Raw genomic sequence first — 14,741 nt, 5'->3', positions numbered from 1 at the left:
CTTGTCCCGGGACAGACACGTTCGTCCCTTTTTTTAACCAAATGATCACCCAAAGCGTAAGCTGTTGTGAATGCTGTCTGTTTCGGGAGGGTAACAATGCGGGATAATAGGGTTAACTTGGAAGAAATCAACTCCGCATGTTATGAAGATTTCGTTTATAGGAACGTTCCCGCCGAGGGAATGCGGAATTGGCACATTTACTAAGAATCTCATCGACTCGGTAGTTGCCGCACCAGGGACGGATGGACCGAACAAGGTGATGGTAGTCGCAATCGACGATAACGGGCAGCGTTACGATTATCCTAAAAAAGTAAAACACACAATTCGCCAGGAAGAACAGGCGGATTATTTGGAGGCGGCCGCTGTCATCAACCTTAGCGGGGCCGATATTTGTGTATTACAGCACGAATTCGGGATTTTTGGCGGGCAGAACGGCATTTACATTCTGCCATTACTTTACAGGCTGAAAATTCCGCTGATCGTAACCCTGCATACTGTCTTGAAAACCCCGTCTTACAACGAACGGGCTGTCATGATCGAGATTTGCAAAATTGCCCAGCGCGTGGTCGTGATGAGCCAGACGGCCGTGGATATGCTCATGGAAGAATATGGAGTGCCCGAACAAAAGATCGCACAGATCGCCCACGGAGTTCCTGATATACAGTTTGACCAGCTAGCCGCTAAGAAGGAATTCAAGCTTTCGGCCAAACGCGTGCTGCTGACCTTCGGGTTTATCGGCAGAAATAAAGGCATTGAAGTGGTGTTGAAGGCGCTGCCTGCTGTGGTGGCCAGATATCCGCAGCTGGTGTATATAGTTTTAGGAAAAACGCACCCGAATGTGATCCGGCATTCTGGTGAAGAATACCGTATTTTCTTAATGGGTCTTGTCAAAAAGCTCGGCATTGAAAAACACGTCATTTTCCTCAATGAGTTTATTGACCAGACGGAGCTTTTCAAATATCTCTCCGCATCAGACATTTATATTACACCCTATACAAATGAGGCTCAGATCACGAGTGGGACGCTGTCCTATGCCATTGGCGCCGGGTCTGCGGTGATCTCGACCCCTTACTGGCATGCCGCCGAATTGCTTTCCGAAAATCGCGGCAGGCTATTTCCTTTCAATGATGTGCAGGCGCTGAGCGATATTTTCCTGGATCTGCTTGATAATCCGGAGACGATGAAAACCTTGCGGAGCAATGCATTTAATTACGGGAGAGAAATCACCTGGCCCAAGACCGGCGAAAAATACGTGCAGCTGGCCGAAACAATCGTCGCCCAACAGCCCGACGTGCTGGTGGAAAGCGAAACGATCCTCGATCTGCTGGCATTGCCGCCGTTTTTGCTCGATCATATTCAGCGACTTACAGATGATACGGGAATTATCCAGCATGCCAAATACGGCATTCCCAATCTGAAAGAAGGATATTGTCTGGATGACAATGCGCGTGCGCTTTTAATGGTGCTCATGACTTATAAACGGAACAAGCATCCGCTTGCGCTGCGGCTATCGCCAACGTATCTGAGTTATATCAATTACATGCAGAACCCGGACGGCGCTTTCCGGAACTTCCTGAGCTTCAACCGGAATTTTCTGGATGAAGTGGGTTCGGAAGACTCATTTGGCCGCACGATCTGGTCACTCGGTTACCTGCTTGGAAATGCACCAAATGATGCATATTACCAAACAGGCAGGGAAATTTTCTTTGATGCCATGCCCAATTTCGTCAAGCTTCAATCGATCAGGAGCATTGCGAATACAATGGTGGGAATTTGCCATTATCTGAAAAGTAATCCCATGGACGAAGGGATGATAGAGGTGTTGCGACAATTGGCCAACCGGCTTATGGCCGACTATGCGCTGAACCGAACGGACAACTGGCATTGGTACGAGTCACTTCTGGCTTACGATAATGCATTTTTGCCGCTCGCATTGCTCCACGCAGCAGAGTTTTTAAACAATGAAAAAGTTAACCAGATCGCATTGGAAAGCATGGAATTTCTCACAGAGATCACGTTGAAGAACGGTTACCTGTCCATTGTTGGCAATGAGAAATGGTATCAAAAAGATGGAGAAAGCTCTATGTTCGCTCAGCAGCCTCTGGATGCCCTGGCCATGGTACTCATGTTCCACCAGGCATTTCGCCTCACCGGCGATCAGGCGTATGTGAAGCAGCTTTATACCTGTTTTATGTGGTTTCTGGGGGAAAATGATCTGCGTATCAGTCTTTATGATTTTGAAACGAAAGGCTGCTGCGATGGCCTGGAAAGCTATGGCGTAAACCGTAACCAGGGAGCGGAGAGCACATTGGCTTATCTGATCTCGCACCTGAGTGTCTTGGAAGCGTTTGAAGAGCTGACGCAGCTGGAAGCGGCGCATTTATGAAAATCGCCATCCTGTCATCCATCGCCTGGCGCACGCCTCCGAGGAAGTACGGCCCATGGGAACAGGTTGCATCCTATCTGGCAGAAGGCCTCGTTGCCAGGGGGATTGATGTGACATTATTTGCAACCGCAGATTCGATCACAGCCGGAACACTGGATGCAAGTTGCAATACGGCTTATGCAGAGGATCCTGAGGTTGATCCGAAAGTTGCGGAATGCCTGCATATCAGTAATGTGATGGAAAAAGCCGCGCAATTCGACCTGATCCATAACCATTTCGATTTCCTGCCGCTGACTTATTCCAAATTGATCAAAACGCCGGTTTTAACAACAATCCACGGTTTTTCTTCGGAAAAAATCAAGCAGGTCTATCAGAAATACAATGCGCACACACACTACGTTTCGATCAGCAATGCCGATCGCGACGCGAGCCTGGATTATGCAGCGACCGTCTACAACGGCATTGACAGTGGAGCGTTTAACTTTGTGAATATCCCCGACGATTATCTTTTGTTTTTTGGCAGGATACACCCGCATAAAGGAGCCAGAGAAGCCATTCAAATCGCAAAAGAAAGCGGACGAAGACTCATGATCGCAGGCCTGATCCAGGACGAAGGTTATTATGAACGGGAAGTGAAACCACATATTGATTTCAAAACCGTTTTCTATTGCGGAAATGTGGGCCCGGAAAAAAGAAGTGCACTGCTCGGCATGGCCTACGCCATGCTCCATCCGATCAGTTTTGATGAACCTTTTGGATTAAGCGTCGCCGAATCGATGCTATGCGGGACGCCGGTGATCGCGTTTAACCGTGGATCGATGCCTGAGTTAATACAAGACGGTAATACCGGATTTCTCGTGCATTCCGTGGAAGAAGCGGTCAGGGCAGTCGGGCGGGTGAACAGCATTCACAGAAAAGACTGCGCCGAATGGGCACAGTCGATGTTTTCAAAAGAGAAAATGGTGGATGGTTACCTGCGGGTTTATGAAACCATTTTAGGCCTCGGCGCCAACAGCATGGGTTAGTTCTCTTAATAAATCTCTGAGATTAACCACCGCGTAGGTTGAGGCATAATCCGAGATCGCATAAGGAATGATCAGACTTTCATTGTGGATCAGCGCCCCGCACGAGTAGACTACATTAGGCACATAACCTTCACGCTCACTGCGGTTTGGGATCAGCAAAGGCTGGCTAAGCCGGCCGATTTCACGCTGAGGGTTGTCGAGCTCAAACAGGGAAGCTCCCAAAACATACTCGCGCATGGGGCCCACGCCATGTGTCAGTACGAGCCAACCGGCGTCCGTTTCCAGCGGCGACCCGCAATTGCCTATTTGCACAAATTCCCAAGGATATTTTGGCGACTGGATCATTTCAGCCTGGCGCCACACACTGATATTATCCGAAAAAGCAATGTAATTATTGACACCGTCGATCCGGCAAAGCATGGCATATTTGCCATTAATTTTTCTTGGAAAAAGAGCCATTCCTTTGTTCTGGGCGATTTCTCCGTGAATGGGAAGCACCTGGAAATGCTGAAAATCGCGGGTCATCAGCAGCTTGGGAAGAATGGAGATCCCATCATAGGCCGTATAAGTAGCATAGTAAACAGGCTCGCTGTCTTTTTGATGGAATTTAACAAAACGCGCGTCTTCAATACCGCGCTTTTCCGTATCCGCAATTGGAAAAATAACCCGCTCCGAAATGTCCGTGTCCAGCGAAAAATCCATTTCATAATGTGATAAAGCAAGCCACATTGTTTCCCGGAGAAAAACACGACTTGGCTCATCCACTTCAATGGACTTATTGGTTTCGTCGACGTAACGTTTCAGCTCTTCATATGTAAATGTCTCAGTCAGTTTGTTTTGAATGACCGGAAAAGCCGCATTGTCGAGATTCTGCATTTCGCCCAGCTTAGCCAGAAACGAACGTTTGTTGTAGACGTGATTCCGGACGTGCTCGGGAGAGTCCAGCATTCTGCCGGGAGGCTCAACAGTGATCAGGTTATTCCGGTCGATAATCGCGGAGCGGAATACAATCGAAGAAATATGTCCTTCCCCGGTTGCCCTGAAACTCAGGATAATCCTCCGCTCGTCAAAACCCGTACGGGACTGATCGGGATCTTCGACAATGGACGGATTGAAAAAAGCAGCAGCTTCGATGGAATATTCCATCGTGAAATACGATCCGATCAGCATTTTTTGAGTAGTGTCCAATGCGCCTGGATCAATGTTCAGGGCCTTGAATACGTGATGCAGACGATGAAAGTGCCTTTCAAAGACTCTCAGGATATTCCGGTGACGTTTGGCATATTTACGGAAAACATTGCTGAGCTCCTGCTTTTGTTCCTGTTCTGTCAAATTAAGGATCAGCGTAATCAGCTGCCCCGCCCTTTCCTCGCTGCTGAATAAGAAACGGGCAATAACGCGACTGGAATCGGGCTGGAAGACAATTTCCTTCCGGATGATATTTATTGACATTTCTAATTTTTCAAACAAGATGAGCTATTAAACTGGCATATTGTTACAATGTGATCAGAAATAACATTCAGTAAGGTGGGGGATAAGCACGAACCAGCCCTTCAAGGAAGAAACTGAAAAGGCGATATATGAAAATGTACCGGACTTGTCAAAAAAAATCAGATTTTATAAAACACGAATGGTTTCTGGCACGGTATTCGTAACGGTTAAGGTTTTTCAACAAAATAAAAACTATCATGGCCACTACAGACGGTTCAACAAGTGTAATAAATGATCTGATCGAAATTAATAATGACCGCGTTGCAGGATTCGAAAAAGTGATTGCGGATATCAATGATGAAAATATTGACCTGAAAGCGCTTTTTCAAGAATATGCAGAGCAAAGCCGTAAATACGGACAGGAGCTGGCAGCGATTGTTGGTTCAGTTGGTTCAGTGGACGAAGTAGAAACTGGCAACAGCGTGAGCGGAACATTGCACCGGGCTTGGATCGATGTGAAATCGTTATTTGGCGGAAGCGACCGTGCAAGCATCCTTTCGGAAGCTGAACGTGGCGAAGATGCTATCAAAAAGGCTTATCAGGATGCTTTGAGTTCTAGTGAACTGCCTTACAACGCAGTTGACACGATCAGGACTCAGGCGCAGGGAATCAATTCTGCACATGATAAGATCAAATTGCTTCGTGATGCTGCCAAAGCTTAATTAGCGGCAAGATTCATTGAAACCGTCCTTTGTTAAGGGCGGTTTTTTTTGTTTTACACTTTGAGAGAATTGCTTTGCTTGCAACTATATGTTATACAGAGCCGGATAAGAAAGTGGGTGTTTTCTTGAATTTTCGATCTTCTGGCCTATTTTTGAGACAAAAAACGGGCAAGATGGTTTTTGAAAATTCGAATGAAATCCTGAGTCTTTACGAGCTTAATCCAGGCAATAGTCACATTGTGCAAAATGTGCGTGAAACAGATATGACATTCATCTGGAATGTGGCAGACCGCATGAACATTACCATTGATAAAGTGCCTTTCCAGCTCGGCAAAAACCAGATCATTTTTTTAACCGAATTTCACAGGATCGACAGCATTGAAATCGAATCCGCCAGAATGGTCCGGTTCAACCAGCCTTTCTATTGCGTTGTAAACCACGATAATGAAGTCGGCAGCAAAGGCTTTCTGTTTTTTGGCGCAGCAGGTGTTCCCATTATTTCAATCGACGAAAGCCGGGTGCGGGACTTCGAGCTTTCATGGGAAATTTTTTGGTCCGAAATGCACAAAACCGATATTTTGCAGCAGGATATGCTGCAAGCCCTGTTGAAAAGGATGCTCATTCTGTCCGTACGAATATTAAGACAGTCCAACAACCTTGGCAAACTCGACAAAACCCAGGGCGAAATTGTCAGGGAATTCAACTATTTGGTAGACAAACATTTTGCTACGCATCACGATGTGGCTTTTTATGCTTCTCAACTGAATAAATCTCCTAAAACACTATCCAATCTTTTTTCCCTGGTTTCCTCTCGCACACCATTGAACATCATCCATGACCGCATCATGATCCACGCGAGGCGGCAGATTAATTACAGCAACTTGTCGATTAAGGAAATTGCGTACGAGCTGGGCTACGATGATATCCAGACTTTCAGCCGGTTCTTCAAAAGCAAAGAGGGAGTCTCTCCGGGTCATTATCGGGAGAAATTGGAGCAGCCCCTGCTTCAATAGGGAAAAATTGCCAACTAAACGGGAATTTTTGCCTAATAAACACATTTTTTAATGTTGCAACTTTAAGGCATGAAATCAACAGGATTTCTTCACTTAAAAACAGCATCATGAAAAAAGTAGCAATTAATGGTTTTGGCCGCATCGGACGTGCCGCATTGAAAGTCATATTCGAAAACAATGATCTGGAAGTGGTTGGCGTCAATGATTTGATGAGCATTGAAAACGCTGCCTACCTCCTTAAATACGATAGCAATTACGGAAAATACGAGAAAACAGTAAGCGTTGAAGGTGACACCCTCGTGATTGGCGGGAAACCGGTCAAATATCATAGCATCCGGGAAATTGAGAACCTGCCCTGGAAATCGCTCGGGGTAGATGTGGTGATAGAAAGTACAGGTTTCTTTACTAATTATGCAGATGCCGAAAAGCACATTCACTCCGGGGCGAAATTTGTAGTCATTTCCGGCCCTACCAAAGACACGCCGACAATTGTGCATGGCGTGAATACCGAAGAAGGTAAAGTTTCTATTTTCTCCTGCGCGAGCTGTACAACCAACAGTATCAGCCCGGTAATTGAAATACTGGGACGCAGGCTGGGTATTAAAAAAGCCATTCTGAACACAACCCACGCTTATACTGCTTCGCAAACGCTGGTGGATGCACCATCCAAAAGGGAGCCGCGTATGGGCCGTGCTGCCGGCATGAACCTGGCTCCCGCAGCCACAGGAGCGGCCATTGCCACCACCAAAGCATTGCCACAATATGCAGGTAAATTTGATGGGATCGCAGTCCGCGTGCCGGTTCCGGTAGGTTCTATCTCCGACATTACATTTATCGCCGAGCGCCCGACGACCATTGAAGAAATCAACCGCATCCTTACCGAAGAAGCCGCAACGGAGCGGTATGAAAAAGTAGTTGCGGTAACGGACGAGCCACTCGTTTCTAGCGACATTGCCAAAAGTCCTTTCGCAGCGATCGTTGACCTGGAAATGACGCGGGTTGTTGATGGCGACCTGGTGAAAGTGATGGCCTGGTACGACAACGAATGGGGATTTACCAATCAGATGATCAGACAAATCCAGTCACTATAATGTGACTGGATAAGCCCTAACTCAAACAGGATTGCCATGAACTACTCCAAGCTTGCATTTACCGACGGAATTAAAGCCATCCAGCAAAGAATGGGTAGCCGCAACACCTATGAGCGGGTGGAAAAAATGAGTTTCAGGGAAGGTTTGACCGCCGTTGAAGCCAATTTCATCGGCCAGATGGACAGCTTCTACATAGCTTCGTACGGGGAAAACGACTTCCCGTATATCCAGCATCGCGGCGGGCCGCAGGGTTTTATCAAAGTCATTGATAACCAAACCATTGGAATTGTAGATTTCAGCGGGAACCGGCAATATATATCGGTCGGGAATATCGCGAAAAACCCAAGGGTATCGCTAATCCTGCTTTCCTACCCAATGCAGGCGCGATTAAAAGTTTACGCAGAGGCAGAAATCATAGAGATCAGCGATAATCCTGATCTCTATGACCTCCTCACACCGGAAGATTACAAATTCCGCCCCGAAAGGATGTTGATCTTTCATATCAAAGCATACGACTGGAACTGTCCGCAGCACATTACTCCGAGATATACGGAACAGGAAATGCTGCCAATGCTGCAAGAGCAGAATGAGTATGTCCGGAAGCTGGAAGAGGAAGTGCGAGTCCTCAAAAGTAAGCTGGCAGGTTCGACGGCTTAACAGTCTTTCAAACATTGTTCACGTTTTCGGGAACTGCTTCCCCATAATAGAGGCCGCTAACGCATTGCTTGTATAAATAGTAGGAAAAGTGGGTGCAGATAAGTGATCTGGACTTTTGGAACAATTGTTGGAACGCGTGGTAGCCTCACGTAATTCCAATGTCTTTGACGAAAGGGAAAGATGGAAGTTGAGACAAAAAACCACTTAACAACAAACTTATGCTTGCAATGAATTACCGTGGCCCTTACCGGGTCCGGGCAGATCAAAAACCAATGCCCGAAATACAGCATCCCGGCGATGCTATCGTGCGGGTGACACGTTCCTGCATTTGCGGATCGGACTTACATTTATATCATGGACTGGTGCCCGACACACGCGTAGGCACAACTTTCGGCCATGAATTTATTGGTGTGGTGGAAGACATTGGCTCCGACGTTCAGAATCTGAAAGTAGGGGACAATGTGTTGGTGCCATTTAATATAGCTTGTGGAAAATGTGTGTTTTGCCAGCAGGGCCTTTACGGAAACTGCCATGAATCCAACCCGCAGGCAACGGCGGTAGGAGGGATTTTTGGCTATTCCCACACCGCCGGAGGTTTTGACGGAGGGCAGGCCGAATATGTGAGGGTGCCTTACGCTGATGTTGGCCCTATGGTGATTCCCGATGACATTGACCATGATGATGCTGTTTTGTTAACCGATGTTGTGCCCACGGGATATCAGGCTGCTGAAATGGCTGCTATAAAACCGGGTGATACGGTTGTGGTTTTCGGAGCGGGACCTGTTGGGATTATGGCTGCAAAAAGTGCGTGGTTATTCGGTGCCGGTCGCGTGATCGTTATCGACCACATTGAATACCGGCTGGAATTTGTGAAGCAGTTTGCACAATGCGAGGCGTATAATTTTCGCTCGCTGGAAGATGTGGTTTTGTTTATCAAAAAAACAACCGGCTATATAGGAGCAGATGTTTGCATTGATGCCGTCGGCTGTGAAGCAGCGGGAAATGCAATGCAGACCATTACAGGCCGGAAGCTTATGTTACAGGCTGGTTCGGCCACTGCTCTGCATTGGGCTATCAATTCAGTTAAAAAAGGAGGCGTAGTATCCATAGTTGGTGTTTACGGACCTACTGATAATCTGGTTCCCATTGGTAATGTAGTGAACAAAGGAATCACAATCCGTGCCAATCAGGCTTCGGTTAAACGACTTCTACCCAGATTGATCGAGCATGTTCGTGAAGGTCGGTTGAACCCAAAGGAGATGATAACCCACCGTGTCCCACTCGAAGAAGTGTCCGATGCGTATCACATTTTCTCAGCAAAACTGGACAATTGCATCAAAACCATTTTGATCCCACCATCAGCCAATAAATAATATCACAATCATGGAAAACAAAGATTTTGAGCGCAAAGACATAAATGGGTGGGGCATTGACGCCAACCCACTCGATGTTCCTTCATATCCAATGAAGAATCGAAATGAAAACGATAATAAAGGAATGGTTTGGGAAAGACCATCCCAGCAGGCAGCGCATGTTGAAATTCTTACATCCAATGAAAGGCCGACCATCACAGCCGTTTTTGGAACACCTAATCCGCCGAGCGGTTTAAGTGGAAAGATCCGCAGGTATGCATTCAAATTCAGCGAGTCAAGCTACGGGCATTGGTTACCATTGCTGTTGGCAGACCGGGTCAATATGGTAGAAGGTTTGGTGGATGACATCAAGCGTGGACATTTTCCCAATATCTTCTCGGAACTCGGCGGCAAATCTGAATTAAAGCATAACCCAAAAGGATTCGCCAAAAAAGTGATCGTTGGTCTGGCCATAACCGCCGCGATCGTGATGATCTGCAAGCGGAACAAAAAGGGTGAGGAAGATGAATATTAATCATTAAAATGCATGCGAAATCATACCAATTACGGGTCATCCAAGAGCCGGGAAGCGCCTTTAGCTTTGGAAAAGGAAACTTTTCAGGACGATCTGCCCAGGGCTGTTATCAGGCCTAACGAATATTTGTTGCTCGACGGAGAATGGAAATTTGCCGTTGATCCTAATGACAGGGGAGTTGCTGAAAACTGGTTTGTCCAGCACACATTTTCTCAAACCGCGAATTGGCCCGGAAGTGTAGAGCAGCATCTGGCAGCGTCTCAGCAGGAAGGTTCTTCCTGGAAGGACAAGATCGTAGTTTGGTATGAAAGAGAATTCAAGCGGCCAGAATACGCGTCTTCTGTTGAAGAAAGCGACACCATTCCACAGCTTACCTTCGGAGCCTGCGGATACGAAACCCAGGTTTGGCTCAATGGTAGTCCCCTAACAACCATTGAAGGTGAGCGGATCCATATCGGAGAATACACTTCGTTTTCGTATGAACTGGAAAAACTGCGGCCGATAAACCGGCTGACGGTGCGTGTTGCAAGCAGCATGGACGCGGATATTCCCCGTGGCAAGCAGGAATCGCACGTTTACAAGCGGGGCGGCATTTGGTACCAGACTTTTACCGGGGCCGTGCGCAGTATCTGGCTGGAAAATGTAGAGAGAAACCGTCTTCGGTCCAGAGTTGGCGTGGTGAGTATTATTGAAGATAACCTCGTAAGGTTTACACTTACAACCCGCATTCATGATCCCGGTTTGTATAAGATAAAGCTCTCTGTTTTCCTGCCCGACGCCAGGGCAAATGAAACTTTGGTGGCCGAGGATGAATTTCCGCTGATGCTCGAAGCCGGACAGAAATCACAGCGGCTTGTCCTGGATGTTCCTGATGCATTGCTATGGTCAACCGAAAATCCAAATCAATACAAGCTGGTGGCGCAGCTCGTGAACGAACAGGGCGCTATTTCTGAGATCGAGACAAAATTCGGTCTCAGGAAATTTGAGGCAAGAGGCAGCCACCTGTATCTGAATAATAAGCCGATTTATCTGGACGGCATCCTTTACCAGCCAGGCAATGCCACATATGATCAGATCAAAAGGCATTTGCTGGCAATGAAAGAGTTGGGCTGTAACCTGGTCAGAATCCATATTGCAGGTGTTGATCCGCGCATTTACAAGCTTGCCGATAAAATTGGAATGCTGCTTTGGGTTGAGGTGCCAAGCCCGCATCAGTCTACACTGAAAAGCCGGGAAAACCATCAGGCAGAACTTCTGCGTATGCTCGCTTTGATCGGCACCCATCCATCTGTTGTTATATGGAGTTTGTATAATGAAGACTGGGGCGCGCAGGACATTGCCCACAACCTGGATACGCGTGAGTATATTGTCAATATGTATCATTACATGCAACTCGCATTTCCCCAGTTTTTGGTTGTCGATAATGATGGCTGGCAGCATATTTCTTTTGAAGGAAGACTTAAGTCTGACCTACTAACGGCACATTTGTATACTCCGGACCTCGCGCACTGGCAATGGATGCTCGATGAGCTGACAAAGGGGAATCTGGACACCATTGCAGCTTTCCCGCTCGTAGTAGGCGATCCGTATTTCTACCGCAAGCAAGTGCCGCTGGTTGTGAGTGAATGGGGTGGTTTTGGCTTCGAAAACTACGGCGGACCTGTGGATGACACCGATCGCGCCAGCCAGATTACACTTTTTAAGAAAGAACTGGCAAAAAGGTCCGTGGCCGGAGATGTCTACACCCAGGCGACCAACATTGAAAATGAGCGTAACGGATTGATCGACTTTGAAACCGGCGCTCTGAAAGTACCAGCCGGACTGCTGGCTTCAAAAAAGGTTACCTGATTTTTCGCCCATATTAAAAAGACTTTGCTGCCAGCGAGCCGACTTAGGAGTCATGTCTGGCATGCATTTTATAGATTAGGGTATATATACGTCAATGGAGATTTGAACAAAAATTCGTCTGGGTGACGACCAAAAATAATTTCCCTATGCAGAAAATAAAGCTATTTTCTCAATACAACCTTGACGCAATTTTTCTTAAAACGCGAAGGGAAATTTTTGACCAGCTAAGACAGTGGCCGGAGCGCTACTTTGATTCCGAACAAATCCAATCGCACATTGAAGCATTAAAACAGCCGCTTCAACTTCATTTACCGGACATTGATTTCAAGAAAGGGCATCAGGTGCTGGCTGAACGCATATATCCCGCTTCGGTTTTCCAGCCGGGCCATAAAAGCAATTCCAAATTCCGTGTTACGGTCCTGATTTTCCAATATCCTGCTCAGGGACAATTGTACTTACTTGGCTGCTGTCCGCCCATAGACGTGCCGGAACCGATAGGCGAATGGTACGTCGACCCCGTTCATCAGCAGATCACAATTGAATATTTGGAGTATGAAAAGCACCCGAAAAAAGCCTTGGCTGCCCATCAGAATTATATAACGAGCCTGCAATTGTGTTACGAATCCCTGAAAAGCGAACTTGCCGCATTCAATAATGAGCTGGACAATATGATTAACGCTGCAATTACAGAAAGAAAGCGTGAGAACGATGATATGAGAGGAATGCTCGTTTAACTGCTCCAATGTTTGATTTTGTGCTCATATGCTGTAAATTTCCCGTATGCTTATTACAAATGATGTTATTCTTGAACACCTAAGCGAGGGAGTGGTTGTACTTGACGCGTCTGGAAAAATCGTCTCCTGTAACCCGGCCGCCCGCCAAATCACTGGCTATGAGCAAGGTGACCTCGAAGGAAAGCCTTTTCACGCATTGGGAAACGGAGAGGGGGATTTATTCCAATATCAATATGAGCGGGATCAGGCCTTGCTGCATAAGAAACTGGTGGTAGAAAGCTGGAAAGTAAACAAAAACGGCAACAGGTTCTGGTGTGAAAGCTCCTATGCTCCTATCTTTAATGAGGATGGGCACGAGGGCTTTTGCGTAATGCTGCGTGATATTTCCGAACGGAAGCAAATGCAAATTGAGTTAATGAAAAGTGAAGAGCGTTACCGGCTGATGGCAGAAGCAGTCAAGGATTACTCGATCTTCATGCTGAACCCGGAGGGATATATAGTCACGTGGAATGACGGCGGCCGGTTGATCCAGGGCTATACAGAGAGCGAGGTGTTAGGAAAACATTTCTCCATTTTCTATACCGCCACCGACCTTATTGACCAAAAGCCTGAGCGGGAACTTGAAATTGCCAGAGATATGGGCGCGTACCGTGAAGAAGGTTGGCGGGTTAAGAAAGGCGGCTCGCTGTTTTGGGCGAGCGTGGTGCTGACCGCTCTTTTCAATGATCAGAATAAACTTATCGGGTTCTCAAAGGTGACAATGGACTTGACCGAACGCCTGCGAAGCGAGGAAATCCTGCGCCAAAGCGAGGCCCGTTACAGGTCGCTGGTTGAACAGGTAGGTGATTACGGGATTTTTATGCTCGATACCAAAGGACGAATTGGCAGCTGGAATGAGGGGGCGAAGCGTATAAAGGGCTATACAGCCGAAGAGGTAATAGGCAAGTATTTTTCAATTTTTTACCCAGAGGAAGACATCCTGAGCGGGAAACCTGCGCGCGAACTGCGTATCGCCAGGGCTACCGGGAAATACGAGGAAGAAGGCTGGCGCTTGCGTAAGGATGGCAGCCGCTTTTGGGCCAATATAGTCATCACCGCCGTCTATGATGCAGAACGCGTACTGTCAGGCTTCTCAAAAGTGACCCGGGATCTGACCGAGCGCAAACTTGCTGAGCAAAGCTTGCAGGACCGCTCCAACGAATACCGCCAACTTGTGCGGGAATTAACGACTACCAACGATGCATTATCGGCTGTCAACCAGGAGCTGGAAGAGTTTACAGCTATCGTCTCCCATGATCTGAAAGAACCGGTCAGGTCTGTCAAAAGTTACTTATACCTGATCGAGCAGCACATCGAACAGCAAAAGTATGACCAAATCGGTGCCAGCGTTGCAAAAAGCATCAACGGCACCCAGCGGATGCAGGACCTGATTGATAACCTGCTGAAATATTCGCAGGTAAGCAAAACAGGGTTAAAACGTGAAAAACTTAACTTGGAAGATGTTTTAACAGAAGCAGAGTTAAATCTGGATGATGCCATTAAAAAAAGCGGCGCTCAGCTAAGTAAAGATATCGCTGCCAAGGGTTTGGTTGGTGACAGGGTGCAACTTGCACAGCTCTTCCAAAACCTCCTGGCCAATGCACTTAAATTCACGGGCGGAAAAATGCCCGAAGTATCGGTCAGGTCTTGGACGGAAAGCGGTAATGTTCGTATTGCGGTGACGGATAACGGGATCGGGATTGCTGAGCAGCACCTTGAAAAAGTATTCGGGGTTTTCAAAAAGCTGCATTTTCCGAACCAATATCCCGGAACCGGTATGGGGCTGGCGATTTGTAAAAAAGTGGTCGAGCGCCACAATGGAAAAATATGGGCAGAATCATCGCCCGGGCAAGGCACAAGCTTTCATGTAATGATACCCACCAACGAACCTACCACAATATAAAAGAA

12 protein-coding genes are annotated in these 14,741 nt (G+C 47.1%); 11 read left to right on the top strand and 1 reads right to left on the bottom strand.

The window, feature by feature from the left end:
* The first annotated feature begins 142 nt into the window (after positions 1–142).
* Together NFI81_RS10425 and NFI81_RS10420 are read left to right on the top strand one after the other, a co-directional pair.
* Complete coding sequence (locus NFI81_RS10425; protein ID WP_234612504.1) at positions 143–2,386, top strand: glycosyltransferase family 4 protein; 2,244 nt, start codon at positions 143–145, stop codon at positions 2,384–2,386.
* On the top strand, positions 2,383–3,411 hold the full coding sequence (locus NFI81_RS10420; RefSeq protein WP_234612505.1) for a glycosyltransferase family 4 protein: 1,029 nt from the start codon (positions 2,383–2,385) through the stop codon (positions 3,409–3,411). The genes NFI81_RS10425 and NFI81_RS10420 overlap by 4 nt, the downstream gene beginning before the upstream one ends.
* On the opposite strand, the gene NFI81_RS10415 is transcribed toward NFI81_RS10420, so the two are convergent.
* Entirely contained in the window at positions 3,382–4,863 is a 1,482-nt protein-coding gene (locus NFI81_RS10415; RefSeq protein ID WP_234612507.1) for a glycoside hydrolase family 130 protein, read from the bottom strand. The genes NFI81_RS10420 and NFI81_RS10415 overlap by 30 nt on opposite strands.
* A gap of 236 nt (positions 4,864–5,099) precedes the next feature.
* On the opposite strand from NFI81_RS10415, the gene NFI81_RS10410 reads away from it, so the two are divergent.
* The 9 genes from NFI81_RS10410 (at position 5,100) to NFI81_RS10370 (ending at position 14,736) form a co-directional block, all read left to right on the top strand.
* Entirely contained in the window at positions 5,100–5,564 is a 465-nt protein-coding gene (locus NFI81_RS10410) for a ferritin-like domain-containing protein (RefSeq protein ID WP_234612508.1), read from the top strand.
* A 173-nt stretch (positions 5,565–5,737) separates the two neighbouring features.
* Positions 5,738–6,577 (top strand): AraC family transcriptional regulator, encoded by an 840-nt coding sequence (locus NFI81_RS10405; protein ID WP_234612509.1) that lies wholly within the window; start codon positions 5,738–5,740, stop codon positions 6,575–6,577.
* A gap of 107 nt (positions 6,578–6,684) precedes the next feature.
* Entirely contained in the window at positions 6,685–7,668 is a 984-nt protein-coding gene (locus NFI81_RS10400; RefSeq protein WP_234612510.1) for a type I glyceraldehyde-3-phosphate dehydrogenase, read from the top strand.
* A gap of 36 nt (positions 7,669–7,704) precedes the next feature.
* On the top strand, positions 7,705–8,325 hold the full coding sequence (locus NFI81_RS10395; RefSeq protein ID WP_234612511.1) for a pyridoxamine 5'-phosphate oxidase family protein: 621 nt from the start codon (positions 7,705–7,707) through the stop codon (positions 8,323–8,325).
* A 218-nt stretch (positions 8,326–8,543) separates the two neighbouring features.
* The gene (locus NFI81_RS10390; protein ID WP_234612512.1) at positions 8,544–9,698 is read left to right on the top strand and encodes a zinc-dependent alcohol dehydrogenase; all 1,155 of its coding nucleotides are present in this window, start codon (positions 8,544–8,546) and stop codon (positions 9,696–9,698) included.
* Between the two features lie 10 nt (positions 9,699–9,708).
* Complete coding sequence (locus tag NFI81_RS10385) at positions 9,709–10,212, top strand: hypothetical protein (RefSeq protein ID WP_234612513.1); 504 nt, start codon at positions 9,709–9,711, stop codon at positions 10,210–10,212.
* Positions 10,213–10,224: 12 nt separating this feature from the next.
* A complete protein-coding gene (locus NFI81_RS10380) occupies positions 10,225–12,060 on the top strand; it encodes a glycoside hydrolase family 2 protein (RefSeq protein ID WP_234612514.1) in 1,836 nt (611 codons plus the stop codon).
* A gap of 146 nt (positions 12,061–12,206) precedes the next feature.
* Positions 12,207–12,794, top strand: a complete 588-nt coding sequence (locus tag NFI81_RS10375) for a hypothetical protein (protein WP_234612516.1) — start codon at positions 12,207–12,209, stop codon at positions 12,792–12,794.
* Between the two features lie 46 nt (positions 12,795–12,840).
* Positions 12,841–14,736 carry a PAS domain-containing sensor histidine kinase gene (locus NFI81_RS10370; protein WP_234612517.1) on the top strand — a complete coding sequence of 632 codons (1,896 nt, stop codon included), beginning with the start codon at positions 12,841–12,843 and terminating at the stop codon, positions 14,734–14,736.
* Positions 14,737–14,741: the final 5 nt, after the last annotated feature.

The sequence above is a fragment of the Dyadobacter fanqingshengii genome (genome assembly GCF_023822005.2).
GTDB lineage: Bacteria > Bacteroidota > Bacteroidia > Cytophagales > Spirosomataceae > Dyadobacter > Dyadobacter fanqingshengii.
The sequence above is the reverse complement of the archived record's forward strand: the minus strand, read 5'-3'. Positions and strand labels throughout refer to the sequence as shown.